20 protein-coding genes are annotated in these 25,066 nt (G+C 70.2%); 11 read left to right on the top strand and 9 right to left on the bottom strand.

Going from position 1 to position 25,066, the window contains the following annotated elements; translation table 11 throughout:
* The first annotated feature begins 39 nt into the window (after nt 1–39).
* From FHW12_RS11470 to FHW12_RS11450, 5 genes are all read left to right on the top strand, one after another.
* Nucleotides 40–2,985 (top strand): bifunctional diguanylate cyclase/phosphodiesterase, encoded by a 2,946-nt coding sequence (locus FHW12_RS11470; RefSeq protein ID WP_182531168.1) that lies wholly within the window; start codon nt 40–42, stop codon nt 2,983–2,985.
* 72 nt (nt 2,986–3,057) lie between these two features.
* Nucleotides 3,058–3,948, top strand: a complete 891-nt coding sequence (gene prpB / locus FHW12_RS11465) for a methylisocitrate lyase (protein ID WP_182531167.1) — start codon at nt 3,058–3,060, stop codon at nt 3,946–3,948.
* A gap of 2 nt (nt 3,949–3,950) precedes the next feature.
* The gene (locus FHW12_RS11460) at nt 3,951–4,514 is read left to right on the top strand and encodes a hypothetical protein (protein WP_182531166.1); all 564 of its coding nucleotides are present in this window, start codon (nt 3,951–3,953) and stop codon (nt 4,512–4,514) included.
* A gap of 40 nt (nt 4,515–4,554) precedes the next feature.
* Nucleotides 4,555–5,706 carry a bifunctional 2-methylcitrate synthase/citrate synthase gene (gene prpC, locus FHW12_RS11455; RefSeq protein WP_182531165.1) on the top strand — a complete coding sequence of 384 codons (1,152 nt, stop codon included), beginning with the start codon at nt 4,555–4,557 and terminating at the stop codon, nt 5,704–5,706.
* Between the two features lie 53 nt (nt 5,707–5,759).
* The gene (locus FHW12_RS11450; protein ID WP_182531164.1) at nt 5,760–6,239 is read left to right on the top strand and encodes a hypothetical protein; all 480 of its coding nucleotides are present in this window, start codon (nt 5,760–5,762) and stop codon (nt 6,237–6,239) included.
* A 172-nt stretch (nt 6,240–6,411) separates the two neighbouring features.
* On the opposite strand, the gene FHW12_RS11445 is transcribed toward FHW12_RS11450, so the two are convergent.
* Both FHW12_RS11445 and FHW12_RS11440 read right to left on the bottom strand, forming a co-directional pair.
* Nucleotides 6,412–7,023: a glutathione S-transferase family protein gene (locus tag FHW12_RS11445; protein WP_182531163.1), complete on the bottom strand. Its 612-nt coding sequence runs from the start codon at nt 7,021–7,023 to the stop codon at nt 6,412–6,414.
* Between the two features lie 104 nt (nt 7,024–7,127).
* Nucleotides 7,128–7,892: a M15 family metallopeptidase gene (locus FHW12_RS11440; RefSeq protein WP_310735216.1), complete on the bottom strand. Its 765-nt coding sequence runs from the start codon at nt 7,890–7,892 to the stop codon at nt 7,128–7,130.
* 167 nt (nt 7,893–8,059) lie between these two features.
* On the opposite strand from FHW12_RS11440, the gene FHW12_RS11435 reads away from it, so the two are divergent.
* A complete protein-coding gene (locus FHW12_RS11435) occupies nt 8,060–9,670 on the top strand; it encodes a hypothetical protein (RefSeq protein WP_182531161.1) in 1,611 nt (536 codons plus the stop codon).
* Between the two features lie 21 nt (nt 9,671–9,691).
* On the opposite strand, the gene FHW12_RS11430 is transcribed toward FHW12_RS11435, so the two are convergent.
* From FHW12_RS11430 to FHW12_RS11410, 5 genes are all read right to left on the bottom strand, one after another.
* Nucleotides 9,692–11,704 (bottom strand): NADPH-dependent 2,4-dienoyl-CoA reductase, encoded by a 2,013-nt coding sequence (locus tag FHW12_RS11430; protein ID WP_182531160.1) that lies wholly within the window; start codon nt 11,702–11,704, stop codon nt 9,692–9,694.
* Nucleotides 11,705–11,808: 104 nt separating this feature from the next.
* Nucleotides 11,809–13,095, bottom strand: coding sequence for a PP2C family protein-serine/threonine phosphatase (locus FHW12_RS11425; RefSeq protein ID WP_182531159.1), 1,287 nt, complete (start codon nt 13,093–13,095; stop codon nt 11,809–11,811).
* Between the two features lie 54 nt (nt 13,096–13,149).
* Nucleotides 13,150–14,166, bottom strand: coding sequence for a zinc-binding alcohol dehydrogenase family protein (locus tag FHW12_RS11420; protein WP_182531158.1), 1,017 nt, complete (start codon nt 14,164–14,166; stop codon nt 13,150–13,152).
* Nucleotides 14,167–14,301: 135 nt separating this feature from the next.
* Nucleotides 14,302–14,910 (bottom strand): glutathione transferase GstA, encoded by a 609-nt coding sequence (gstA, locus tag FHW12_RS11415; protein WP_182531157.1) that lies wholly within the window; start codon nt 14,908–14,910, stop codon nt 14,302–14,304.
* A gap of 60 nt (nt 14,911–14,970) precedes the next feature.
* Nucleotides 14,971–15,375, bottom strand: coding sequence for a DoxX family protein (locus FHW12_RS11410; protein WP_182531156.1), 405 nt, complete (start codon nt 15,373–15,375; stop codon nt 14,971–14,973).
* A gap of 148 nt (nt 15,376–15,523) precedes the next feature.
* On the opposite strand from FHW12_RS11410, the gene FHW12_RS11405 reads away from it, so the two are divergent.
* Complete coding sequence (locus FHW12_RS11405; RefSeq protein WP_182531155.1) at nt 15,524–16,465, top strand: LysR family transcriptional regulator; 942 nt, start codon at nt 15,524–15,526, stop codon at nt 16,463–16,465.
* A 10-nt stretch (nt 16,466–16,475) separates the two neighbouring features.
* Here FHW12_RS11405 and FHW12_RS11400 read toward each other — a convergent pair whose 3' ends face one another.
* Both FHW12_RS11400 and FHW12_RS11395 read right to left on the bottom strand, forming a co-directional pair.
* Complete coding sequence (locus FHW12_RS11400) at nt 16,476–17,510, bottom strand: aldo/keto reductase (RefSeq protein WP_182531154.1); 1,035 nt, start codon at nt 17,508–17,510, stop codon at nt 16,476–16,478.
* 25 nt (nt 17,511–17,535) lie between these two features.
* Nucleotides 17,536–18,768, bottom strand: a complete 1,233-nt coding sequence (locus FHW12_RS11395) for an MFS transporter (protein ID WP_182531153.1) — start codon at nt 18,766–18,768, stop codon at nt 17,536–17,538.
* Nucleotides 18,769–18,867: 99 nt separating this feature from the next.
* On the opposite strand from FHW12_RS11395, the gene FHW12_RS11390 reads away from it, so the two are divergent.
* The 4 genes from FHW12_RS11390 (at nt 18,868) to acnD (ending at nt 25,020) form a co-directional block, all read left to right on the top strand.
* Nucleotides 18,868–19,788, top strand: coding sequence for a LysR family transcriptional regulator (locus FHW12_RS11390; RefSeq protein WP_182531152.1), 921 nt, complete (start codon nt 18,868–18,870; stop codon nt 19,786–19,788).
* Between the two features lie 56 nt (nt 19,789–19,844).
* Nucleotides 19,845–20,537: a hypothetical protein gene (locus FHW12_RS11385; protein WP_182531151.1), complete on the top strand. Its 693-nt coding sequence runs from the start codon at nt 19,845–19,847 to the stop codon at nt 20,535–20,537.
* Between the two features lie 95 nt (nt 20,538–20,632).
* On the top strand, nt 20,633–22,171 hold the full coding sequence (locus FHW12_RS11380) for a right-handed parallel beta-helix repeat-containing protein (RefSeq protein WP_182531150.1): 1,539 nt from the start codon (nt 20,633–20,635) through the stop codon (nt 22,169–22,171).
* Between the two features lie 224 nt (nt 22,172–22,395).
* Complete coding sequence (acnD, locus tag FHW12_RS11375; RefSeq protein ID WP_182531149.1) at nt 22,396–25,020, top strand: Fe/S-dependent 2-methylisocitrate dehydratase AcnD; 2,625 nt, start codon at nt 22,396–22,398, stop codon at nt 25,018–25,020.
* The last annotated feature ends 46 nt before the right edge of the window (nt 25,021–25,066 follow it).

Below are 25,066 nucleotides of genomic sequence, written 5' to 3'. Positions count from 1 at the left end.
TGTCGCGGCCACAGTCCGCCCATGCGCGGCCGGAGTCCCATGGTCCACTGTTCCACAAACCTGCAGGCGGCCGACTCGATGCAGCTGGAGTGCCTGCTCCGGCTGGTCGAGCTGACCGCGCCACGGGAAACCGCGCAGGCGATCGTGGAGATGGTGCAGCGCCATTTCGGTTGCAGCGCGCTGGTCGTGATGTGGCTCGACGACGTCGCCGAGGCGATCGGTACCGAAGGCATGGGCCGGCCGGAGCGCGCCGACCTGCAGCGTGTCGCCGCATTGATGGCGGCCGAGCAGCCGATGCGCGTCGACGGCCGGCGCGTCGACGTGCGCCTCGACGACGATCGCGCCGCATTGCTGCTGCGCTTCCCCGACGAAGTGTCGGCGCCGGTGCTCGATGCGCTCGCGCCGTGCATGCGGCTGGCGGGCGTGCACCTGCGCCGTGCCCTGCAGTTGCAGGACCTGCACCTGTCGCACAAGCAGCTCGAACATTCCGAGACCTTGCAGCGCGCGCTGTTCGCGATCTCCGACCTCGCCGGTTCGGACCGCGACATGCCGGACCTGCTGCGCGGTATCCACCGCATCGTCAGCACGCTGATGTATGCGGAGAACTTCTTCATCGTCCGTTACGACGCGGAGCGCGACAGCCTGCGCTTCCTGTACTTCGCCGACGTCGAGGACAAGGAGGTGCCCGACACGTCCGAAGACATCCCGATGGCAGGGCTGCGCGACACGCTGACCTGGCACCTCATCGTCGAGGGCAGGGCGCTGATGGGGACGATGGAAGAATTGCGCACGCAGGTCGCCACGCCGTTGCGCCCGGTCGGCCCCGACAGCTACGACTGGCTCGGCGTGCCGATGCTGCGCAACGGCAAGGCGCGCGGCGCGCTCGTCGTGCAGAGCTACCAGGAAGGCATCGGCTTCACGCCCGAGGATCGCGCGCTGCTCGAATTCGTCGGCAGCCACATCCTCACGGCGCTCGAGCGCAAGCGCAACCAGGAGGACCTCGAGCAGGAAGTGCGCCTGCGCACGCTCGAATTGGCCGAGGCGAACCGCGGCCTCCAGCTCGAGGTGATCGAGCGCCAGCGCGCCGAGCGCCTGCAGGCCGCGCTGTTCCACATCGCGCAGCTCGCCACCGCCGACATCGACGAGAACGAGTTCTACGAACGCCTGCACGCGGTCGTCGGCGAGCTGCTCAACGCCGAGAACTTCTTCATCGCGTTGCTCTCCGACGACCGGCGCATCCTGTCGTTCCCGTACTACGTCGACGCCGGCGCGCGCCGCACCGTGTCGCGCGAGGTCGGTCGCGGGCTCACCGAATACGTGCTGCGCACGGGCGCGCCGCTGCTCGGCGACACTGCGCGCATCGCCGGACTCGGTCGCAGCGGCGAGGTCGATCCCGCGCGCATCGGCCGCCCCGCGTTCTGCTGGCTCGGCGTGCCGCTGCGCGTCGACGAGATGCCGATCGGCGTGGTCGTCGTGCAGAGCTACACCGAATCGGTGTCGTACGGTGCGGCCGACCAGGAACTGCTCAGCTTCGCCGCGCTGCAGATCGCCAACAGCATCCATCGCCGCCGCTCGGCGGTGACCCTGCAGCGCGCGAACGCCGAACTCGAACAGCGCGTCGCCGAACGCACGCGCGAGTTGCGCGAACAGATCCTGCAACGCGAGCGCGCGCAGGACCAGCTCAAGCACCAGGTCATGCACGACGCGTTGACCGGCTTGCCGAACCGCGGCTTCCTGCGCGAGCGGCTCGACCGCATCCTCGGCCGCCTGCGCGAGGAGCCCGGCCGGCGCTGCGCCTTGCTCTACCTCGACGTCGACCGCTTCAAGGTCGTCAACGACAGCCTCGGCCACCTCGCCGGCGACGAGATGCTGAAGGCGGTCGCCGGGCGGCTGCTCAAGTGCGTGCGCGCGCCGGACATGGTCGCGCGCCTGTCGGGCGACGAGTTCGCGGTGCTCATCGAGGACGTCGGCGACCGCATCGCCGCGGAGGACGTCGCGCAGCGCGTGCTCGACACGCTCGGCGTGCCGCTGCAACTGGCCGGGCGCGAACTCGATCCGTCGGTGAGCATCGGCATCGCGATCGGCGACGGCAATTACGTCGTCGCCGACGAACTGCTGCGCGACGCGGACATCGCGCTGTACCGGGCCAAGGAGCTCGGTCGCAAGCGCTACATGCTGTTCGACGACACGCTCGCGAAGACCGCGATCGACGTGCTCGCGATGGAAGGCGAGCTGCGTCAGGCGCTGCGCCGCGGCGAGTTCGAGCCGTACTTCCAGCCGTTCTGCCGCCTCGCCGACGGCGAGGTCGTCGGCTACGAGGCGCTCATGCGCTGGAACCACCCGCGCGACGGCGTGCTCGGCCCGGCCGCGTTCCTGCGCGTGGCGCAGGACGGCGGCCACATCGAGGCGATCGACTGGCGCGTGTTCGAAGCGGCCTGCGGCTTGATCCAGCAGTTGCACGAGAGCCGGCCGTTCCTGACCATCAACGTCTCGGCGCTGCACCTGCAGCACGCCGATTTCGATCGTCGCCTCGTGCGCCTGCTCGAGCGCACCGGCCTCGACCCCGCGCGCCTCATCGTCGAGGTCACCGAAGGTTCGCTGCTCGACGACCCCGAGCGCGTGCGAGCGACGCTAGAACGGTTGCGCGGCCTCGGCATCGGCGCCGCGCTCGACGATTTCGGCACCGGCTATTCGTCCCTGAGTTACCTCCACTCGCTGCCGCTGCGCATGCTGAAGATCGACCGCTCGTTCGTGCACGCGCTCGACGAGGGCATGCCGGCGACGACGACCGTGGTCGCGGCGATCCTCGCGCTCGCGCGCGCGCTCGGCATCCAGGTCATCGCCGAAGGCATCGAGACCGCGGCGCAGCGCAACGCGCTGCTGCGCATGGGCTGCGAGTTCGGCCAGGGCTTCCTGCTCGGCCGGCCGGCGCCGATCGAGCGCTGGGCCGACGCGGTGCCCGCGGTCGTCGCGGGCGGCGCCTGACAACCGGCGACGTACGACCCGACTGGGCTAAAATGGTGGGCTGACGCATCGTCAGCATCCGGAGCACGATCCATGACCAGCCCTTCCGCCGGCGCGAAGTTCCGTGCGGCCGTCGCCGAGGAGCGGCCGCTGCAGGTCGTCGGGGCGATCACCGCGTACGCCGGCCTGATGGCCCGGCGCATCGGCTACAAGGCGCTCTATCTCTCCGGCGGCGGCGTGGCGGCGAATTCGCTAGGCATGCCCGACCTCGGCATCAGCACGATGGAAGACGTGCTCACCGACGCGCGCCGCATCGTCGACGCGACGCAGATGCCCCTGCTGGTCGACATCGACACGGGGTGGGGCGGCGCATTCAACATCGCGCGCACGATCCGCTCGTTCGTCAACGTCGGCGTCGCCGCGGTGCACATGGAGGATCAGGTCGGGCAGAAGCGCTGCGGCCATCGCCCGGGCAAGGAAGTCGTGTCGAAAGGCGAGATGGTCGACCGCGTGAAGGCGGCCGTCGATGCACGCACCGATCCCGCATTCGTGATCATGGCACGCACCGACGCGGCCGCGGTCGAGGGCGTCGATGCCGCGATCGAGCGCGCGGTCGCCTACGTCGAGGCTGGCGCCGACATGATCTTCCCCGAAGCGATGCAGACGCTCGACGACTATCGCCGCTTCAGGCACGCGGTGAAGGTGCCGATCCTCGCCAACCTCACCGAGTTCGGCTCGACGCCGTTCTTCACCACCGACGAGCTGCGCGGCGCGGACGTCGACATCGCGCTGTACTGCTGCGGTGCCTACCGCGCGATGAACAAGGCTGCACTCGCCTTCTACGAAACCGTGCGTCGCGACGGCACGCAGAAGGCGGCCGTGTCGTCCATGCAGACGCGCGCCGAACTGTACGATTTCCTCGGCTACCATGCGTACGAGCAGAAGCTCGACGCCCTGTTCGCCGGCAGCCGGCCGGACGAGTAGCGATGAGCGGCACGCCCTGGGGCAACCAGACCCGCGCGCGCAACTGGGACGCGCTCGCCGCGATCATCGCGGCACTGATCGGCGCGTTCGCGCTGGTCGTGTCGGGTTACACCGCCTACCTGCAGCGCACGCAGGTGCGCGCGCAGGTGTGGCCCTACCTCATGCTCGCGAGCTACGACACCGAGAACTCGGTCAAGCTGCTCAACAAGGGCGTCGGCCCGGCGATCGTGAAGAGCGTGCGCGTGACCGTCGACGGCAAGCCGCAGCGCACCTGGCGCGAAGTGGTCACCGCGCTCGGCCTCGAGCGCGTGCCGCTGCGCACGTCGACGATCACCGACAATGTCGTCAGTGGCGGCGAGGTCGTGCCGATGCTCGTCATCGGTGACGAGGACGCCTACCACCGTTTCCGCAAGGAGAGTGCGCGCCGCTCCGCGGTCGAGATCTGCTACTGCTCGACCCTCGAGGAGTGCTGGCTGTACGCCGCCGACGACGCGAGCACCCGGGCGACGCAGAAGCCCGTCGATTCATGCCCCGTACTGCCGCCGGGCGAAGCCTTCGGCGATTGATCGAAGGCAGCGAAGAACGAACCATGACCGAGAGAACACCATGACCGACACCGCCACGCCGTTCAAACCCAAGAAGTCCGTCGCCCTGTCCGGCGTCGCCGCCGGCAACACGGCGCTGTGCACGGTCGGTCGCAGCGGCAACGACCTGCACTATCGCGGCTACGACATCCTCGACGTCGCGACGACCTGCGAGTTCGAGGAGATCGCGCACCTGCTCGTGCACGGCAAGCTGCCGAACCGCGCCGAGCTCGCCGGCTACAAGGCGAAGCTGAAGGCGCTGCGCGGCATCCCGGCGTCGGTGAAGGCCGTGCTCGAACAGCTGCCGGCGTCGGCGCACCCGATGGACGTGATGCGCACCGGCGTGTCGGCGCTCGGCTGCGCACTGCCGGAGAAGGACGACCACAATCATCCGGGCGCGCGCGACATCGCCGATCGCCTGATGGCGTCGCTCGGTTCGGTGCTGCTGTACTGGTACCACTTCGCGGTGAACGGCAAGCGCATCGACGTCGAGACCGACGACGATTCGATCGGCGGCCATTTCCTCCACCTGTTGCACGGCGAGAAGCCGAGCGAACCGTGGGTGCGTGCGATGCATACCTCGCTGATCCTGTACGCCGAGCACGAGTTCAATGCCTCGACGTTCACCGCGCGCGTGATCGCCGGCACCGGTAGCGACATGTATTCGGCGATCGCCGGCGCGATCGGTGCGCTGCGCGGCCCCAAGCACGGCGGCGCCAACGAAGTCGCGTTCGAGATCCAGAAGCGCTACGACACGCCCGACGAGGCCGAGGCGGACATCCGCGCGCGCGTCGAGCGCAAGGAAGTCGTGATCGGTTTCGGCCATCCGGTCTACACGGTCAGCGACCCGCGCAACAAGGTGATCAAGGACGTCGCGCGCGAGCTGTCCGCGGCGCAGAAGAACATGAAGATGTTCGACATCGCCGAGCGGCTCGAGTCGACCATGTGGGACATCAAGAAGATGTTCCCGAACCTCGACTGGTTCAGCGCGGTGAGCTACCACATGATGGGCGTGCCGACCGCGATGTTCACGCCGCTGTTCGTGATCTCGCGCACGTCGGGCTGGAGCGCGCACGTGGTCGAGCAGCGCATCGACGGCAAGATCATCCGTCCGAGCGCGAACTACACCGGACCCGAGGACCTCGCGTTCGTGCCGATCGAAAAACGCCCTTGACGGATCGCGGCGCGCGGCGATACTGAAGGCGATCGCCGCTACCTGGGGAGAGCATGCAGGTCGCCGACACCGTCTACGCCAAAACCGATGCCGGGCGCGCCGAGATCGGCACGCGCCAGCACCGCCTTGCGCCACCGATGCGCTCGTTGCTGCTGCTCGTCGACGGGCGGCGCGAGACGGCGCAGCTGCGCCGCTTCGGCGAGACCCTGCGCGCTCCCGCCGACGCGATCGACCAGCTCGCCACGCTCGGCCTGATCGCGCCACTCGGCTCCGCCGCCGCGACGCCCGAGCCGGCCGCTGCGGGCCCGTCGCAGGCCGCGCAACGCTACATCGCGCTGAGCGGCCTGATGTCGGAGGCGGTACGTGAAAACCTCGGCCTGCGGGGTTTCATGATGCAGTTGCGCATCGAGCGTTGCAGCGACGCCGACGAACTGATCGCGCTGCTGCCCGACGTCACGGCGGCGATCGCCAAGGCGCGCAACCCGGAGTTCGCGCGCGAGTGGGAACGCATCGCGCGCTCGGCCGTCGCGTAGGGCGGACGCAGCGGCGCGACACCGCGCATGAACGCGACATGGGCCGCCGCGAGTCCTGCCGGCGCCTGACGCATCGGCGTGGCGCCGTAGGGGCGGGACGCTGCGGCGCGATCACGTCGTCGGTCGCGACATGCTTCACCGCGCCAACGGACGCCTCGAAGTGCCCCGGGACTCAGGCGGCCTCGTCCGCCAACACCTTCTGCACCGCCGCGTCCGCCTCCATCCGTGCGAAGAACGTCGCAAGGTTGTCGAGGCCGGCGAGGTCGACGTTCTGGCCCTTCGCCCAGCGCAAGGTCACGAACAGGTACGGGTCGGCGATCGAGCGCTGTCCCGCGATCCAGTCGCGTCCGGCGAGCTGCGCGTCGGCGCGCTCGAACAGCGCGCGCAGGCTCTTGCGCGCCGTGTCCTTGGTCTTCTCGATCGCGACTGCGTCGTCGAGGTAGGCGGTCGACCCGAACAGCGGCTTGAACGCGGGATGGACGTCGGAATTGACGAACGCGAGCCAGCGGTTCACCTCGGCGCGCCCCTTCGGCGTGCCGTCGCCGCCGAGCTTGGCTTGCGGGAAGCTATCGGCGAGGAAGTTGAGGATCGCCGCGTTCTGCGTCAGCAACCAGCCATCCTGCTCGAGCACGGGCACCGCACCGGCCGGATTGATCTTCTGCTTGTACTCGGCGCTCGCGCGTTCCTCGCGGCTCACGCGCTGCGTCGTGTACGGTTTGCCGATCCATTCGAGGACGATGTGGTCGGCGAGCGAGCAGGCGCCGGTCGAGTAGTAGAGTTTCATGCGAGCCTCCATCGTGTGATCAATGCATGCTGGCGAGCCGGCGCCGTCGAATCAAGCCGCGATTGCGTCGCCGCGGCGAACGCTGAGTTTCGTCGCGGGCAACATCACGGTTTCGTCGCGATGTCCTCGAAGCGCACGTTCTGGATCGCGTAGGCGGGCCAGCCGCGATAGTCGAAGTGCCACCACTCGGTCGCATAGACGCTGAAACCCTCCGCTTCCATGCGCCGCCGCAGCAGGTCGCGACGCGCGCGCTGTTCGGCCGTGCCGCCGGCGTAACCGGGATAGGCGCGTTCGGACATCTCGTCGTAGAGGCTCGGCATGTCGACCGCGTCGCCGTCGGCGAGGGCGTACAGCGTGAGGTCGACCGCGCAGCCGCGGTTGTGGCGCGAGCCGGTGGCCGGATCGGCGACGAACGCGTGCTTGTCGACCGGTGTCGCGTCCCAGAACAGGCGCGTCACGTACCACGGCCGGTAGGCGTCGTGCACGAGCAGGCCGTAGCCGTCGCGCGCGAGCGCGCGCTGCACGCGCACGAGCGCGTCGGCTGCGGGGCGCTGCAGGAACGCGCGTGCCTCGCTGTACAGCGGCGTGCCGAGGAAGTTGCGCGACGTCGCGTAGCGGATGTCGAGCCGGATGCCCGGATCGAGCGTGGTCAGCTCGACGAGGTCGCTCGCGCGGAAGTCGCCGTGCTCGACCGGCGGTGTCGCCGCCAGCGCGATCGGCAACAGCTCGGCGACCGGGCGCACGGGGTCGATATGGAAGTAAGGCGCGGCTGTGGCGGGCTCGCGCGCGTGCACGAGAGCGGCGACACACGCCCCGAGGGCGAATGCGAGGCCACGGCGCGCGACCGGCGGGATTGGGCGTGCGTCCACGGACATCCTCCACGGCGGCATCGGCGGGATTCTGTCACACCGTGATGGACGAAGGTCGCGTTCGGCGCATGCGACGGTGCGCGGTCCGGCTCCGTCCCGATGGTCGGGGACATGACCCGCGCATGCTCGCGCATGCTCCACCAATCCGAATTGAAAGGAGATCGATCATGCGATTCAGAACCGGAGCGACTTCGGTCGTGTTCGCCGGCGCGTTGCTCGGCGCCCTGTCCGCTCATGCCGTGACGCTGAATCCGCGCGGGATGGGACAAGTCCTTTTGTACCCGTACTACACCGTCAATGGCGGCAACGACACGCTGGTGTCGCTCGCCAACACGACCGGTTCCGCCAAGGCCGTGCGGGTGCGCGTCGCCGAAGGCGAGAACGGCCGCGACGCCGCATCGATCAACGTCTACCTCGCGCCGTTCGACACGTGGACGGCCGCGATCACCCGGCTGGCGGATGGTACGCCGGGCATCGTCTCCAGCGACGACACCTGCACGTTGCCGGAGATCAGCACGTACTCCGGCTCCGCATTGTCGATCGGGACCGGCTCGCTCGCCTTCAGCGACGCGGCGTGGACCGGCGCCCATGCCGACGCCAGCGATGATCCGCTCGCGGTGCGCGCGGGCGAAGGCTCGATCGAGGCGATCGAGATGGGCGTGCTCGTCGCGACGTCGGGCGTGGACGCCGCGACACGACGGGCGGCGACGGGCTCCGCAGGCGCCTGCAACGCGCTCTACAACGCGTGGGTTCCGCCGGGCTTCGCCAACCTCGTCACGGACGGCAGCGACGTGACGCCGGCCCTCTGGAACCAGCATCCCGCCGCCGATCTCACCAATCCGACGGGCGGTCTGTACGGCACCGCGTACGTCGTCAACGTCGCGCGCGGCACGGTATTCAGCTACGCGGCGACGGCGCTCGAGGATTTCCGCGCCGATCCGGCCGATCGTCCGCGCGGCACGACCGCGAGCGTCGTCATGCACACGCCGTCGGGGACCGCGCAGCCGGATCTTTCCAGTGCGCTCGACGATCCTTCGGACGGCAGCGCCGACGCCGATGTCGTCGCCGATGGCGCGATGGTCCGAGCCACGTATCCGGCAGCGCACGCGATCGATGCCGTGACTGCGGTCCTGACCGTCGGCCAGGCGGACGGCGAATACACGGCGGATCCGGCCTTGGGCGCGACCACCTCGTTCGTCTTCAGCTACCCGACGCGCCGCTTCTACACCGACCCCGCGCTCGCCGGTAGCGCGGCGATCGCACCGTTCTCGAACCTGTTCGCGGGCAACCGCCGCGGCGTGGTGAGCGAGCGGTTGCCGTACACGAGCTACGCGCCCGACGGGGCCTCGCCGCTCATCAACTGCGGTGTCGACCTCTGCGCCAATCGCCTGCTGTCACCTGGCACGAGCGTCGAGGTGCTCGACCTCGGCGCGGGCGCAGGCGCCATGCTCGACAGTGCACGGACGATGCAGTTCGACGGAGCGGGTGCGTCGCCGGCGGCGTTCAGCGCGTCGGGGCGGATGTTCCTTGCGCCCGACCTGGCGCTGCTGTTTCCGACCGGGACCGACGATCCCCTGCCGGCGCTGCGGTTCATGCGGCCGTCCAGCGGAGGCCAGGCGTTCGCCGGACTTCCGTTGATCGCCTTCGCAGCGACGAACTTCGTCAATGCGGACGTGCAGGGCGGGGTGCTCGCCAATTACAGCGCGGCGTCGTCGCTGCGCACGGCGACCTCGTGCTGGATCTACACGCCGAACGGGCATCCGCCGCATTGCGGCTGACGCGCGCGTGCGAGCGCGCGGTCACAGGCGTGCGGCGAGCCGCGTGCCCTGGTCGATCGCGCGCTTCGCATCGAGCTCGGCCGCGACATCGGCGCCGCCGATGAGGTGCACGCGCGCGGCATCGCCGGCCAATTCGGCGTGCAGCGCGCGGTTCGGCTCCTGGCCCGCGCAGACGACGACGGTGTCGACCGCGAGCACCTGTGCCTCGTCACCGATGCGGATGTGCAGGCCGTCGTCGTCGACGCGTTCGTAGGCGACGCCGCCGAGCATCGTCACGCGCTTGGCGGCGAGCGTCGCGCGGTGCACCCAGCCCGTGGTCTTGTTGAGGCGCCTGCCCGGCTTGCCGGGCGAGCGCTGCAGCAGCCAGACCTGGCGCGCAGGTACTTCCGGTGCCGGCTTGGCGAGCCCCCCGCGCGCGGCGAGCGTCATGTCGACGCCCCATTCGTGCGTCCAGCGCGCGACGTCGGTGGTCGGCGACGGCGCCGGTTCGACGAGGAACTCGGCGACGTCGAAACCGATGCCGCCCGCGCCGATGATCGCGACGCGCGCGCCGACCGGCGCACCGTGCAACAGCACGTCGAGGTAGCTCACGACGTTCGGCCGGTCGCTGCCGGGGATCGCGATCGCGCGTGGCGTCACGCCGGTCGCGAACACGATGTCGTCGAACCCGCGCAGCAGCTCCGGCGTCGCGCGCGTGCGGAGGCGCAGGTCGACGCCGCTGCGTTCGAGGCGGCGCGCGAAGTAGCGCAGCGTCTCGTGGAATTCCTCCTTGCCCGGCACGCGCTTGGCCATGTTGAACTGGCCGCCGATCTCGGCGGACTGTTCGAACAGCGCGACCGCATGGCCGCGCTCGGCGAGCGTGCTCGCGCAGGCGAGGCCGGCCGGGCCCGCGCCGACCACGGCGATGCGCTTCTTCGCTGCCGCGGGCGCGATCACGAGTTCGGTCTCGTGGCAGGCGCGCGGGTTGACGAGGCAACTCGCGAGCTTCCTCTCGAACACGTGGTCGAGGCAGGCCTGGTTGCAGGCGATGCAGGTGTTGATGTCGGCGCCGCGATCCTCGCGCGCCTTGCGTACCCAGTCGGGATCGGCGAGCAGCGGTCGCGCCATCGACACCATGTCGGCGTCGCCCTCGCCCAGGATGCGCTCGGCGACGTCGGGCATGTTGATGCGGTTGGTGGTGATCAGCGGGATCTTCACCTCCGCCTTCATGCGCCGCGTGACCCAGGCGAAGCCCGCGCGCGGCACGCTCGTCACGATCGTCGGCACGCGCGCCTCGTGCCAGCCGATACCGGTATTGATGAGCGTCGCGCCCGCGCCCTCGATCTTCTTCGCGAGCGCGACGATCTCGTCCCACGACTGGCCGCGCTCGACCAGGTCGAGCATCGACAGGCGATAGATGATGATGAATTCGCGCCCGACCGCCGCGCGCATGCGTCGCACGATCTCGACCGGGAAGCGCTGGCGCTTGTCGACGCTGCCGCCCCACTCGTCCTCGCGCCGGTTCGTGCGCTCGGTCAGGAACTGGTTGATGAGGTAACCCTCGGAGCCCATCACCTCGACGCCGTCGTAGCCCGCGTCCTGCGCCTTGCGCGCGCAGTTGACGAAGTCGGCGATCGTGCGCTCGACCCCGCGCGCGGACAGCGCGCGCGGGGTGAACGGGGTGATCGGCGACTTGATCCGCGACGGCGCGACCGACAGCGGATGATAGGCGTAGCGGCCCGCGTGCAGGATCTGCAGGCAGATGCGGCCGCCTTCGGCGTGCACGGCGCGGGTGATCCGTCGATGCGGCGCAACCTGCCACGGCATCGACAGGCGGCTCGCGAACGGCGTGAGCCAGCCGGCGATGCTCGGCGCGAATCCGCCGGTGACCATGAGCCCGACGCCGCCGCGTGCGCGCTCGGCGAAATATGCGGCGAGCTTGCCGAAGTCGCGCGCGCGATCCTCGAGGCCGGTGTGCATCGAACCCATGAGCACGCGGTTCGGCAGGGTCGTGAAACCGAGATCGAGCGGAGCGAACAGCGATGGGTAGCGCACGGGCGGCCTGGCGGATTCAAACGATCGTATGAAGATGCCCGGAATGCGCGCCGCCGACAAGCGTCCGGCCGGGATGGCGCAGGTCGGTCGCGGGCAACCAGCGGTCAGTGCGCGATGCGCAGCACGACGAGGGTCTGGTCGTCGCTGCCGGCGTTGCTGCCCTGGTGCGCGACGAGCTGTTCGCGCAGCAGCGCGAGCAGTGCCGCCGGTTGCGCGGGGCCCGTACGCACGAGTTCGGCGAGGCGCTGCTCGCCGAACGGCTCGCGGGCCGCATCGCGCGCCTCGACCACGCCGTCGGTGTAGAGCACGAGCACGTCGCCGGGTTCGACGTCGAAGCTTTCGTTCCGCCAGGCGTGGTCGCGCAGCACGCCGAGCGGGATCTGCGTGCCGGCGCCGTGGCGCAGCACGCGATCGCCGCGCCGCTGCAGCAGCGGCGGATGGCCGGCGTCGACGAACGTCGCGCGGCGCAGGTCGGGGCGGTAGAGCAGGGCGAACGCGGTGAGGAAGTGGCCGCGGCTGCGGCGCGAGAAGAAATGGCGGTTCGCGTAGGTGAGCGCGCCCGCGGGGCCGGCGTCCTCGTCGCCCTGGTAGGTGCGCAGGATCGCGTCGAACTGCACCGCTTCCATCGCCGCCGCCGCGCCGTGGCCGGACACGTCGGCGAGCATGAGCGCCCAGATGTCGGCGCCGGGGTCGACGAAGTCCGGCGGCGCATACTGGGTGAGCGGCATGAGGTCGTAGTAGTCGCCCGCGGCGGTCTCGGCCGGTTGCCAATGCGCGGCGTATTCGAGGCCGCGGATCGTCGGATCGTCGGGAAGCAGCAGGCGCTGCACGTCGGCGATGCCTTCGATCGCCTTGCGCTGGCGCACGGTCTCGTCACGCAACGCGCGCGTCGCGAGCGGGCGCACGACGAGGTTCGCGGCGAGATTCACCTCGGCGAGCCAGGCCGCGAGGTCGAGCGCATCGAAACGTTCCGCCTCGCGGCTGCCGAACGCGAGCCAGTGGCGCACGATGCCCGCGTTCGCGACCGGAACGCCGAGCAGCGCCGCGGGCGTCCCCAGCGCGCGCGCGAGCGGGGCGGCGGCGAGCGTCGCGTCGAGGTGCACGAGGCGAGGCGCACGCTGGGCGAGCAGGGTGCCGGCGAGCGCGTCGGCGAACGGCGGCGTGCGATCGTGCTGGCCGAGCGGATCGGTGTTGGCGACGCGTTCGATGCCGCTGCCGTCGACGAACCCGGCGAGGCGGCACTCGCCGGCTGCGTAGCCTTCCACCTGCAGCAGCGCGAGCGAGCAACCGGGCAATGTGGCCGCGAAATGGTCGTGCAGCGTGCGCAGTGCGGCGACGGAATCACCGTCGAACGCACCGAGCGCGAGCATCTGGTCGAGCGAGGCGGGCATCGCGCGATTGTCGGCGACCGCGCGCCTTCGCGCGAGCCCGCATCGCGACGCGCGTCACCAGCCGGTCAGCACGAGCTTGCCGATCGTCGCGCCGGACTCGAGCCGGCGGTGTGCCTCGCGCAGGTTCGCCGCGTCGATCGGCGCGAGCGTCGCGCCGAGCGTGCCGGCGAGTTCGCCCGCATCGACGAGCGTGGCGACGCGTTCGAGGATGCGGCCCTGCTCGGCCATGTCCGCGGTACGGAAGCGCGGCCGCGCGAACATCATCTCCCAGTGAATGCCGATGCATTTCGCCTTGTACGGATCGCCGATCCGCAGCGCCCCTTTCGGCTCGACGATGAGGCCGACGTGGCCCTGCGGCGCGAGCAGCGTGCCGAGCTCGTCCCAGTAGCGGTCGGTGTCGGCGAGGTTGAGCGCGGCATCGACGGCCTCGAAGCCGAGCGCGGCGAGCTGCGGCGCGAGCGGCTGGCGATGGTCGACCACATGGTGCGCGCCGAGGCGCAGGCACCACGCGATCGTTTCCGGCCGCGATGCGGTCGCGATGACGATGAAGCCGGCGCGTCGCGCGAGCTGGATCGCGATCGAGCCGACGCCGCCGGCGCCGCCGATCACGAGCAGCGACTTGCCGGCGCCGCCGTCGTCGGCATCGAACGGCATGCGCTGGAACAGCAGTTCCCACGCGGTGATCGCGGTGAGCGGCAACGCCGCTGCGGCGGCGAAGTCGAGCGTCGCCGGCTTGCGCGCGACGAGGCGCTCGTCGACGAGCTGGTACTGCGCATTGCTGCCCGGGCGCGTGACGTCGCCCGCGTAGTACACGGCGTCGCCGACGCGCCAATGCGTGACCGCGTCGCCCACGGCTTCGACGACGCCGGCGGCGTCGTAGCCGAGTACCTTCGGCTGCGGCTCGACCTGCGCTTTCGGCGCGCGCAGCTTGGTGTCGACCGGGTTCACCGACACCGCTTCGACGCGCACGAGGATGTCGCGCCCGCGCGGTTCGGGGCGAGGCAGTTCGACGTCGACGAGCGACTGCGGGTCGTCGATCGGCAGGTAGCGGGTGAGGGCGACGGCTTTCATGCGGACTCTCGCTGCAGTTTCGATGCCGCCACGATAGGCGCCTGCGCACGCGCGAAAAAGGGCGTGCGCGCGGAATCATTCTCAACGATCCGCGGAGAATGCGCGCCGCGCGGGATCCCCGCGCGGCGCCGTGCGTCAACGCGCGAGCCCCTCGGCGGCGAGCGCCGCCTTGACCATCGGCCGCGCGGCGACGCGCGCGCGGAACGCGAGGAGGTTCGGGAACGGCGCGAGATCGAGCCCGACGAAGCCGGACCAGCCGGTGACGACGAACAGGTACGCATCGGCGATCGTGAACGCCTTGCCGGTCAGGAACGGCGCATCGCCGAGCGCCCGTTCGACGATCGCGAGGCGCTTGCCGAGCAGCGCGAGTGCCTGCTGCTTGTAGTCCGCCGGCGTCTCCGGTTTGAACAGCGGCGAATAGACCTTGTGCAGCTCGCTCGTGACGAAGTTGAGCCACGACTGCAGGCGATAGCGCTCGACGCTGCCGTTCGCGGGCGCGAGCGCGCTCGCCGGCGCGCGGTCGGCGACGTATTGCAGGATCGCCGGGCCTTCGGTGAGGACGACGCCGGGCTCGATCTCGAGCGCGGGCACGTAGCCGGCCGGGCTGATCGCGAGGAAGTCGCGATCGTCCTCGGTGCGCTTGGCCACGAGATCGACCTTCACGAGCTCGAACGCGAGGCCGGCTTCACGCAGGGCGATGTGCGAGGCCTGCGAACACAGGCCGGGACCGTAGTACAGACGCATGGGGATGACTCCTGGTCGGGAATGGAAACACGGGAACATTGGGGCGGACGAATCGGCGGATCAGGGCACCGCCCGCGCGTGCGGGAGGCGCTGCGCCGTGCAGGCACCGGCGCCGAGCAGCGCCTGCGCGAACGCGACGACCGCGATGAACAGCGGGTATTCCCAGCCGCCGCCCGCGTTCGTGAACTCCCAGCCGTTCGCCGCGTGCGGCAGGATCGCGCCGAGCGCGACGAGACCGAGCACGATCGCGACCGGGCGCACGGCGACGCCCGCGAGCAGCGCGAGCCCGCCGAACAGCTCGACCGCGACGACCGGGTAGACGAGCAGTCCGGGCAGGCCGTGTTGTTCGAACCAGGCGACCGTGCCGGGCAGGGTGAAGACGACGAGCTTGAGCAGCGCGTGGGCGAGGAACAGCACGCCGAGTGCGAGGCGCAGCAGCGCTGCGCCGAAGGCAGGTGAATGCATCGCGATCCCTTCATCGAATGCCGGCGCGGCCGGCGGTGCGCACAAGCTAGGGATTGCTCTATCGCACGTAAATCAGCGAAAAAGGCAATTCTTATTTGCAACTATGCAAACACCGGTGCGATGCTGGCGGCCGCATCGGAGTGCCGCCATGTTCGACTGGAACGACCTGCGCCACCTGCTCGCGATCGCCCGCGGTGGCAACCTCGCCGCGGCTGCGCGCAGCCTGTCGGTGAATCATTCGACCGTGTTCCGCCGCCTCGCGGCGTTCGAGGACGCGCTCGGCGTGCGCCTGTTCGAGCGCCTGCCCGAAGGCTACGTGCTCACCGCGCAGGGCGAGACGATCCGCGCGCATGCCGAGCAGGTCGAACGATCGATCCATGCCCTCGAGCGCGCGGTCGCCGGCAGCGACTTCCGCCTCTCCGGCGACGTGCGCATCACGACCGCGCCGAACCTCGCGAGCGCGTACGTCGCGCGCTACCTGCCCGCGTTCCGCGAGCTGCATCCGGACATCCGCGTCGAGATCGCCGCCGCCGACGGCGATTTCGATCTCGCGCGCCGCGAGGCCGACCTCGCGTTGCGCGCGACCGCGCAGCCGCCCGACTACCTCGTCGGACGCAAGGTGGTCGACCTGCCGTGGCTCGCCTGCGCGAGTCGCGCCTATCTCGCCGCGCAGGGGCGCCCGCGCGCGATGGACGACCTCGCCGCGCACGCGCTGATCGGCGCCGACGCACGCTTCGTGCGCCTGCCCGTGTTCGCGTGGCTGCATGCGCACCATCCGTACGAGCACTTCGTCGCGCGCGCAGGCGATCTCAACACGATGGCTGCGCTCGCCGCTGCGGGCGTCGGCATCGCGTTGCTGCCCGCCGACCAGGCCGACGAATCGCTCGTGCAGCTGTTCGCGGTGGAACCACCGTTCGCCTCGCCGCTGTGGCTGCTCACCCATCCGGACCTGCGCCACGTCGCACGCATCAAGGCGCTCGCCGATTTCCTGTACGAACGCCTGCGCGCCGACCCGCGCCTGCGCGCGCACGCGATCGTCACGGCAGGCAAGTCGGCGCCGCGCGTTCGCCGCGCGCGGCGAACGCGCTGAGCACAGCGCTTCACACCGGCGGCGGGTTGCGCTCGGCGAAACCGGCCTGGTGCCAGTACGGGTAGTACGGATACGCGGTCGTCTTGCGGCTCGCTTCGTCGAGCCGGGCGACCTGTTCGGGCGTGAGGTTCCAGCCGACCGCGCCGAGGTTCTGCTTCAACTGCTCCTCGTCGCGCGCGCCGATGATCACGCTCGACACGGTCGGTCGCTGCAGCAGCCAGTTGATCGCGATCTGCGGGATCGTCCTGCCGGTGTCCGCGGCGATCTCGTCGAGCGCATCGACGACGCGATAGAGCTGCTCGTCGTCGACCGGTGGCCCGAACTCGGCGCTGCCGTGCAGGCGGCTGTTTTCCGGCAGCGGCCGGCCGCGGCGGATCTTGCCGGTGAGGCGGCCCCAGCCGAGCGGGCTCCACACCATCGCGCCGACGCCCTGGTCGATGCCGAGCGGCATGAGCTCCCACTCGTAGTCGCGACCGATCAGCGAATAGTAGGTCTGGTTGGCGACGTAGCGCGACCAGCCGTGGCGGTCGGCGGTCGCGAGCGATTTCATGAGATGCCAGCCGGAGAAGTTGGAAACGCCGAGGTAGCGGATCTTGCCCGCCCGCACGAGATCGTCGAGCGTCGACACGGTTTCCTCGATCGGCGTCTTCGCGTCGAAGCCGTGCAGCTGGAACAGGTCGATGTAGTCGCTGCCGAGTCGCTGCAGCGCGGCGTCGATCGCGCGCACGAGGTGGAAGCGCGAGGAGCCGACGTCGTTCGGCCCGTCGCCGCTGCGGAACGTCGCCTTGGTCGAGATCAGCACCTTGTCGCGGCGCCCCTTGATCGCGGCGCCGAGGATCGATTCCGACGCGCCGCTCGAATAGACGTCGGCGCTGTCGAACATCGTGAGTCCGGCGTCGAGGCAGACGTCGACGAGGCGCTTCGCGCCGGCGACGTCGGTGTTGCCCCACGCGCCGAACAGCTTGCCTTCGCCGCCGAACGTGCCGGTGCCGAAACTGAGCACCGGGACCTTGAAGCCGGAGCGGCCGAGATGACGGTATTCCATGCGAACCTCCGAAGTGGACGAGGGATCAATGCGCGCTGCACGGCGCGGCTTGCGCGTGCGGCGTCGCGGATGCGGGCGCGCGTCGTTCGCGCAGGTGCGCCAGCGCGGCGACGCCGAGGCCGGCGAGCGTGACGACCGCGGCGCTCGGGCCGAGCGCCGCGAGTCCGGCGCCGTGGTCGATGACGAGGCCGCCGAGCCACGCGCCGAACGCGTTGCCGAGGTTGAACGCGCCGATGTTGAGGCTCGAGGCGAGCGATTCGCCGCCGCGCGCCGCGTGCAGCACCGAGGCCTGCAGGGGCGCGACGATCGCGAACGCGGCGGTGCCGAGCAGGCCGACCGCGATCGCCGCGGCGACTGGCGAGTGGATCGCCAGGCCGAATCCGACCAGGACGACGGCGAGCGCAGCCAACGTGCCGAACAGCGCCTTGCGCAGCGAGCGGTCGGCGAAACGTCCGCCGAGCACGTTGCCGACGATCATGCCGACACCGAACAGCAGCAGGATCGGCGAGACGGCTTGCGCGGAGAAGCCGGCGACGTCGATCAGCGCCGGCTGCACGTAGGTGTAGACGGTGAACACGCCGGCGAAACCGAGCGTGGTCGTGAGTAGCGCGAGCAGCACCGGCGCGCTGCGCACGGCCGCGAATTCGCGGCGCACGTCGAGCGCCTGCGCCGAGGCGTCGCGCGGCACGAGCACGAACACGACCACGCTCGCGACGACGCCGATCGCCGTCACCGCCCAGAATGTCGAGCGCCAGCCGAGCTCGAGGCCGAGCCATGCGCCCGCGGGGACGCCGAGCAGGGTCGCGACGGTCAGCCCCATGAACATCACCGAGATCGCCGACGCACGCCGCTCGGGCGCGACGAGGCCGGTCGCGACGACGGCGCCGACGCCGAAGAACGTACCGTGCGCGAGCGAGGTGACGATGCGCGCACCCATCAGCAGCGCGTAGCTCGGCGCGAGCGCGCAGGCGAGGTTGCCGAGCGTGAACACGAGCATGAGCGCGAGCAGCACGTGCTTGCGCGGCATGCGCGCGGTCGCGACGGTCAGCAGCGGCGCGCCGACGAACACGCCGAGCGCGTAGCCGGAGATCAGCAGGCCGGCGCTCGCGATCGTCACGTGCAGGTCGGTCGCGACCTGCTGCAGCAGGCCCATGATCACGAATTCGGTCGTGCCGATGCCGAACGCGCCCGCGGTGAGCGCGTACAGCGCGAGCGGAAGGCGGGGACGGGCGGCCGGCGTGGCGGGCAGGGCGGACATCGGGAGGCTCGGTTCGGATGCGACGTGGTGCAGCGTAGGCCCGCCTCGCTCGATGAAAAACCTTTGATATCGACAAGCACTTTCTTCAAAGTATTGAGAATGGATCGCCTCGACGACATCGCCCTGTTCCTGCGTGTGCTCGATCTCGGCTCGATCAGTGCCGCGGCACGCAGCCTCGACCTGTCGGTCGCGCTCGCGAGCCAGCGGCTCAAGCGGCTCGAGCAGCAGCTCGGCGTGCGCCTGCTGCACCGGACCACGCGGCGCCTGCATCCGACCGCGGAAGGCAGCGCGCTCGCCGAGCGCGGGCGCGCGCTCGTCGACGACCTCGAGGCGCTCACCGGCGAGCTGCGCCGCGGCGGTGCGGAGGCATCGGGCACCTTGCGCATGACCGCGTCGGCGTCGTTCGGGCGCCAGTACCTGTCGCCGCTGTTGCCGACGTTCCTCGCGCGCTATCCGAAGGTGCGCATCAACCTCGACCTCAGCGACCTCATGAAGGACCTCGTGAGTTCGGGCTACGACCTCGCCGTGCGCATCGGCGCGCTCGAGGATTCCAACCTCGTCGCGCGCAAGATCGCGACGAACCGCCGCGTGCTGTGCGCGTCGCCGGACTACCTCGCGCGCCACGGCACGCCGCAGGCGCCGGACGACCTCGAGCGGCACGAATGCCTCGTGCTCGTCGGCAGCCAGGGCCGCCAGGACGTGTGGCGCATGAACGACCACAACGGCCGTGAGGTCGCGGTGCGCGTCGGCGGCCGCTTCGAGTGCAACTTCGGCGAGGCACTGCGCGACGCCGCGGTCGGCGGGCTCGGCATCGCCCTGCATTCGACCTGGCACGTCTGCGACGACCTGCGCAGCGGCCGCCTGCGGCAAGTGCTGCCCGCGTACACCGTCGCCGAGTCGGGCATCCACGCGGTGATGCCGCAGCGGCGGCTCGTGCCGTTGCGCGTGCGTGCGTTCGTCGACTTCCTCTGCGAGCAGTTCGCCGAGCCGCCGTGGGAGCGCGACGGCGCGCATCGCTGAAGGCGCAACGGCCGGTGCCGCGCGCTATGCTCGCGCACCGTCCGCAGGATTGCGCCATGCGTCGCTTCGTCGTGCTGATCCTGCTGCTGCCCGCGCTGGCGTGCGCCGCGCCCGATCGTCCCGGCCTGATCCACGCCTGGGAAGCGGCGATGCGCCGCGACGGCACGCTCGAGGCGCAGGCGGACGGTGACTATCGCTATCGCAGCGAATCGCTCGGCTACGACGGTCGCGTGCGCTTGCTGGCCGCGATCGTGCGCACCGAAGCGGGCCGGCGCGGCGGCGACGACCGTGTCGCCGCGCGTGGCACGGTCGACTTCGACCTGCCCGACCTGCCGGCCGCGCAAGCGTCGCCGCAGGCGTCCGCCGGCGTCGCGGGCTGGAAGGCCGAGCGGCAGAACTTCGTCTACGTGGACGATCGCCAGGCATGGCTGTCGATCGCGGAATGGGCGGCCACCTACTATCGCGACGACGACCGCACGTCCGCCGAAGGGTGGTCGCGCTGGGGCCTCGTGCTCGCGCTGCTCGCGGTGCTCGTGGTCGCGGTCGCCTTCGTCTATGCGGTGCAGCGCCGCGCGTTTCGGCTGCTGCGCGATTCGGCCGAGGTCAACCGCCTCGGGCGCGAGAACATCGTGCGCGCAGCGGAACTCCGTGACGCGCAGCTGGCAGCGACGCAGGAATCGCTCGAGCTCGCGCGTCGCAACGCGGCCACGCTGGCCGCGATCCTCGACGAGCTCAGGCGCCGTCCTTGATCCTGCCGGTGCGATCGTGCCGATGTGATCGCGTGCGCCATCGTGGCGACCGCGTGCTGGCATAGTGCGCGGGTTCCCCGGTCGAGGCAGGACGCATGCGTGGAATGCTCGGGCTCGCCCTGTGGTGCGCGATGCCGATCGCGGCAGCGCAATGCCCGCGCGCGGGCGACACCGTGTTCGATTCCGGCTTCGAGCGACCGCCCGCGCACGCGTACCACGTCGCGCCGGGCGGCGACGACGGCCACGACGGCAGCGCCACGTCGCCGTGGGCGTCGATCCAGCACGCGGTCGACACGGTCGCCGCCGGCGATGCGATCTGCGTGCACGCGGGAACCTACAACGAACTCGTGACGATCGCCCACTCGGGCTCCGACGCGGACGGCCCGATCGTGCTGCAGGCGGCGCCCGGCGACGCAGCGATCATCGACGGCAGCGGATTGCCGATCCCGGGTGGCCAGTACGGCCTCGTCTCGCTCGTCGACGCGAGCCACGTGGTCGTGCGTGGGCTCGAGCTGCGCAACTATGCGACCGCGTCGACCGCGAACGTGCCGATCGGGCTGTACGTGACCGGCGCGGGCAGCGACATCCGCGTGCTCGACAACCACGTCCACGACATCCGCACGACGGCGGGCGGGTGCACCGCTAACGCATTCGGCCTCAAGGTCGACGGCACGCGCGCGCCTGCGTCGATCAACCGGCTGGTGATCGCCGGCAACGAGATCGATCATCTCGTGCTCGGCTGCAGCGAATCGTTTTCGCTCGACGGCAACGTCGAGCAATGGACGATCAGCGGCAACCACGTGCACGACACCAACAACATCGGCATCGGCGCGATCGGTTTCGAGGGCGTCGCGCCGGATCCAGCCTACGACCAGGCGCGCGACGGCGTCATCGTCGGCAACACGGTCCACCACGTCAGCTCGTACGGCAATCCCGCCTACGGCAACGAATACGCCGCGGACGGCATCTACGTCGACGGCGGCACGCGCATCACGATCGAACGCAACCTCGTGCATCACGTCGACCTCGGCATCGAGCTCGCGAGTGAACACGCGGGGCGCACGACGAGCTACGTCGTCGCGCGGTCGAACCTCGTTCATTCGGGCAATTCGAGCGGCATCTCGCTCGGCGGCTATGCGGCCGGCGTCGGCGGCACCGAACATTGCAGCGTGGTCGGCAACACGCTGCTGCGCAACGACGTGCAGGGTACGGGTTCGGGCGAGCTGCAGATCCAGTACCACGCTAGCGACAACCTCGTCGTCGACAACGTGCTGTACGCGGGCGCCGGCGGCGTGCTCGTCTACGCCTATACCGGCGACACCACGGCGCCGGCCATGCTCGATCACAACCTGTACTGGTCCGACGCCGGTGCCGCGGGATCGAGCTGGACCTGGCGCGGCACCGAGTACGACAGCCTAGCGGCCTGGCGCGCGGGCTCGTCGCAGGATGCGCACTCGCCGTTCGCCGATCCGCTGTTCCTCGATCTCCTCGCGCCGGACCTGCGCGTCGCGGCGGGGTCGCCCGCGATCGACGCGGGCAGCGATCCCGGCGGCGGACTGGCCGGATCGCTCGACTACGCCGGCGCCGCCCGCGTCGCCGGCAATGCGATCGACATCGGCGCCTACGAGCGTTGAGGCGAGGGTCCGTCGCCCGCATGTATCCCATTGCCGGCGTGCCGCGCACGTGCGCGGCATCGGCTCCGCGGCGCGGCCATCTGGCACAATAGCGTGCTCCGGAAGGCTCGAAGGCGAGGCCGGATCGCGCTGTCGGGTCACGCCGTCGGCGCACCGTCGGCCCGTAGCGAAAGTCCACGTGCGTCACGTGCCTCCCGCCGACCGCCACCCACAGATCCGTCGCCATGAACACCCAATTCCGCAAGCCGCTGCCGGGCACCACGCTCGACTATTTCGATGCGCGCGCCGCCGTCGAAGCGATCGAGCCCGGCGCGTGGGCCACGCTGCCGTACACCGCGCGCGTGCACGCCGAGAACCTCGTGCGCCGCGCCGATCCGGACAAGCTCGACGCCTATCTCGGGCAGCTCGTCGGCCGCAGGCGCGACCTCGACTTCCCGTGGTTCCCCGCGCGCGTCGTCTGCCACGACATCCTCGGCCAGACCGCGCTGGTCGACCTCGCCGGCCTGCGCGACGCGATCGCGGAGCAGGGCGGCGATCCGGCGAAGGTCAATCCGGTCGTGCCGGTGCAGCTCATCGTCGACCATTCGCTCAGCGTCGAATGCGGCGGCTACGACCCGGGCGCGTTCGCGAAGAACCGCGCGATCGAGGATCGCCGCAACGAAGACCGCTTCCATTTCATCGACTGGACCAAGCAGGCGTTCCGCAACGTCGACGTGATCCCGCCCGGCAACGGCATCATGCACCAGATCAACCTGGAGAAGATGTCGCCGGTGATCGGCATCCAACGTGCCGATGACGGCCGGGGCGTCGCCTATCCGGACACGTGCGTCGGCACCGACAGCCACACGCCGCACGTCGACGCGCTCGGCGTGATCGCGGTCGGCGTCGGCGGCCTCGAGGCGGAGAACGTCATGCTCGGCCGCGCGTCGTGGATGCGCCTGCCGGACATCGTCGGCGTCGAACTCTCGGGCAAGCCGCAGCCGGGCATCACCGCGACCGACGTCGTGCTCGCGCTGACCGAATTCCTGCGCCAGTCGAAGGTCGTCGGTGCCTACCTCGAGTTCCGCGGCGAAGGCGCCGCTGCGCTCACGATCGGCGACCGCGCGACGATCTCGAACATGGCGCCCGAATACGGCGCGACCGCGGCGATGTTCTTCATCGACGAGCAGACGCTCGATTACCTGCGCCTCACCGGCCGCAGCGACGAGCAGGTGCGCCTGGTCGAGACCTACGCGAAAACCGCGGGGCTGTGGGCCGATGCACTCTCGACCGCCCAGTACGAGCGCACGCTGCACTTCGACCTGTCGGGTGTCGTGCGCAACATGGCCGGCCCGTCCAACCCGCACAAGCGCCTGCCGACCTCGGCGCTCGCCGAGCGCGGCGTCGCCGCGAACCTCGATGGCGCGCGCGCGCAGGAAGCACAAGGCCTGCTGCCCGATGGCGCGGTCATCATCGCCGCGATCACCAGTTGCACGAACACCTCGAACCCGCGCAACGTGATCGCCGCCGCGCTGCTCGCGCGCAACGCGAACGCGAAGGGACTCGTGCGCAAGCCGTGGGTGAAGACGTCGCTCGCGCCGGGCTCGAAGGCGGTGCAGCTCTACCTCGAGGACGCCGGGCTGTTGCCCGACCTCGAGAAGCTCGGCTTCGGCATCGTCGCATTCGCCTGCACGACCTGCAACGGCATGAGCGGCGCGCTCGACCCGCGGATCCAGCAGGAGATCGTCGAGCGCGACCTGTACGCGACCGCGGTGCTGTCGGGCAACCGCAACTTCGACGGCCGCATCCATCCGTACGCGAAGCAGGCGTTCCTCGCCTCGCCGCCGCTGGTGATCGCGTATGCGATCGCCGGTACGATCCGTTTCGACATCGAGAAGGACGTGCTCGGCCACGACGCGGACGGCAACGCGGTGCGCCTCGCCGACATCTGGCCCGACGACGCCGAGGTCGACGCGATCGTGCGCGAGCACGTGAAGCCGGAACAGTTCCGCCGCGTGTACGAGCCGATGTTCAGGATCGCGGTCGAACACGGCGGCGTGGTGAGCCCACTGTACGACTGGCGCGCGCAAAGCACCTACATCCGTCGTCCACCGTACTGGGAAGGCGCGCTCGCGGGCGAACGCACGCTGCGTGGGCTGCGCCCGCTCGCATTGCTCGGCGACAACATCACGACCGACCACCTGTCGCCGTCGAACGCGATCCTCGCCGACAGCGCGGCGGGCGAGTACCTCGCGAAGATGGGCTTGCCCGAAGAGGACTTCAATTCGTACGCGACGCACCGCGGCGACCATCTCACCGCGCAGCGCGCGACCTTCGCGAACCCGAAACTCGTCAACGAGATGGCGGTCGTCGACGGTCGCGTTAAGCAGGGTTCGCTCGCACGCGTCGAGCCGGAAGGCAAGGTCATGCGGATGTGGGAGGCGATCGAGACCTACATGGACCGCGGCCAGCCGCTCATCATCATCGCCGGCGCCGACTACGGCCAGGGCAGTTCGCGCGACTGGGCGGCGAAGGGCGTGCGCCTCGCCGGCGTCGAGGCGATCGTCGCCGAAGGCTTCGAGCGCATCCATCGCACCAACCTCATCGGCATGGGCGTGCTGCCGCTCGAGTTCGAGCCGGGCACGAACCGCACGACGCTCGCGCTCGACGGCACCGAAACCTACGACGTCGTCGGTGCGCGCAAGCCGCGCGCGACGTTGACGCTGGTGATCCACCGCCGCGACGGCGACACCGTCGAGGTGCCGGTCACCTGCCGCCTCGACACAGCCGAGGAAGTCGCGATCTACGAGGCGGGCGGCGTGCTGCAGCGCTTCGCGCAGGACTTCCTCGAATCGACGCGCGCGGCCTGAACGCCGCGTTTTCCCTTCATGCCGGCGCCGCGCGCCGACCCGCGAC

The organism is Dokdonella fugitiva, assembly GCF_014138265.1.
GTDB lineage: Bacteria > Pseudomonadota > Gammaproteobacteria > Xanthomonadales > Rhodanobacteraceae > Dokdonella_A > Dokdonella_A fugitiva_A.
This window is presented reverse-complemented; position numbering and strand designations above follow the sequence as displayed.

Excerpts from the sequence above, each read along its gene's own strand:
- FHW12_RS11400 (WP_182531154.1), bottom strand. The coding sequence starts at position 17,510 with ATGGAATACCGTCATCTCGGCCGCTCCGGCTTCAAGGTCCCGGTGCTC.
- FHW12_RS11445 (WP_182531163.1), bottom strand. The coding sequence starts at position 7,023 with ATGAAACTCTACTACTCGACCGGCGCCTGCTCGCTCGCCGACCACATC.
- FHW12_RS11405 (WP_182531155.1), top strand. The coding sequence starts at position 15,524 with ATGTTCGACTGGAACGACCTGCGCCACCTGCTCGCGATCGCCCGCGGT.
- FHW12_RS11425 (WP_182531159.1), bottom strand. The coding sequence starts at position 13,095 with ATGCCCGCCTCGCTCGACCAGATGCTCGCGCTCGGTGCGTTCGACGGT.
- FHW12_RS11380 (WP_182531150.1), top strand. The coding sequence starts at position 20,633 with ATGCGTGGAATGCTCGGGCTCGCCCTGTGGTGCGCGATGCCGATCGCG.
- FHW12_RS11395 (WP_182531153.1), bottom strand. The coding sequence starts at position 18,768 with ATGTCCGCCCTGCCCGCCACGCCGGCCGCCCGTCCCCGCCTTCCGCTC.
- prpB (WP_182531167.1), top strand. The coding sequence starts at position 3,058 with ATGACCAGCCCTTCCGCCGGCGCGAAGTTCCGTGCGGCCGTCGCCGAG.
- FHW12_RS11385 (WP_182531151.1), top strand. The coding sequence starts at position 19,845 with ATGCGTCGCTTCGTCGTGCTGATCCTGCTGCTGCCCGCGCTGGCGTGC.
- FHW12_RS11470 (WP_182531168.1), top strand. The coding sequence starts at position 40 with ATGGTCCACTGTTCCACAAACCTGCAGGCGGCCGACTCGATGCAGCTG.
- FHW12_RS11450 (WP_182531164.1), top strand. The coding sequence starts at position 5,760 with ATGCAGGTCGCCGACACCGTCTACGCCAAAACCGATGCCGGGCGCGCC.
- FHW12_RS11460 (WP_182531166.1), top strand. The coding sequence starts at position 3,951 with ATGAGCGGCACGCCCTGGGGCAACCAGACCCGCGCGCGCAACTGGGAC.
- FHW12_RS11435 (WP_182531161.1), top strand. The coding sequence starts at position 8,060 with ATGCGATTCAGAACCGGAGCGACTTCGGTCGTGTTCGCCGGCGCGTTG.
- FHW12_RS11420 (WP_182531158.1), bottom strand. The coding sequence starts at position 14,166 with ATGAAAGCCGTCGCCCTCACCCGCTACCTGCCGATCGACGACCCGCAG.
- FHW12_RS11390 (WP_182531152.1), top strand. The coding sequence starts at position 18,868 with ATGGATCGCCTCGACGACATCGCCCTGTTCCTGCGTGTGCTCGATCTC.
- gstA (WP_182531157.1), bottom strand. The coding sequence starts at position 14,910 with ATGCGTCTGTACTACGGTCCCGGCCTGTGTTCGCAGGCCTCGCACATC.
- FHW12_RS11410 (WP_182531156.1), bottom strand. The coding sequence starts at position 15,375 with ATGCATTCACCTGCCTTCGGCGCAGCGCTGCTGCGCCTCGCACTCGGC.
- acnD (WP_182531149.1), top strand. The coding sequence starts at position 22,396 with ATGAACACCCAATTCCGCAAGCCGCTGCCGGGCACCACGCTCGACTAT.
- prpC (WP_182531165.1), top strand. The coding sequence starts at position 4,555 with ATGACCGACACCGCCACGCCGTTCAAACCCAAGAAGTCCGTCGCCCTG.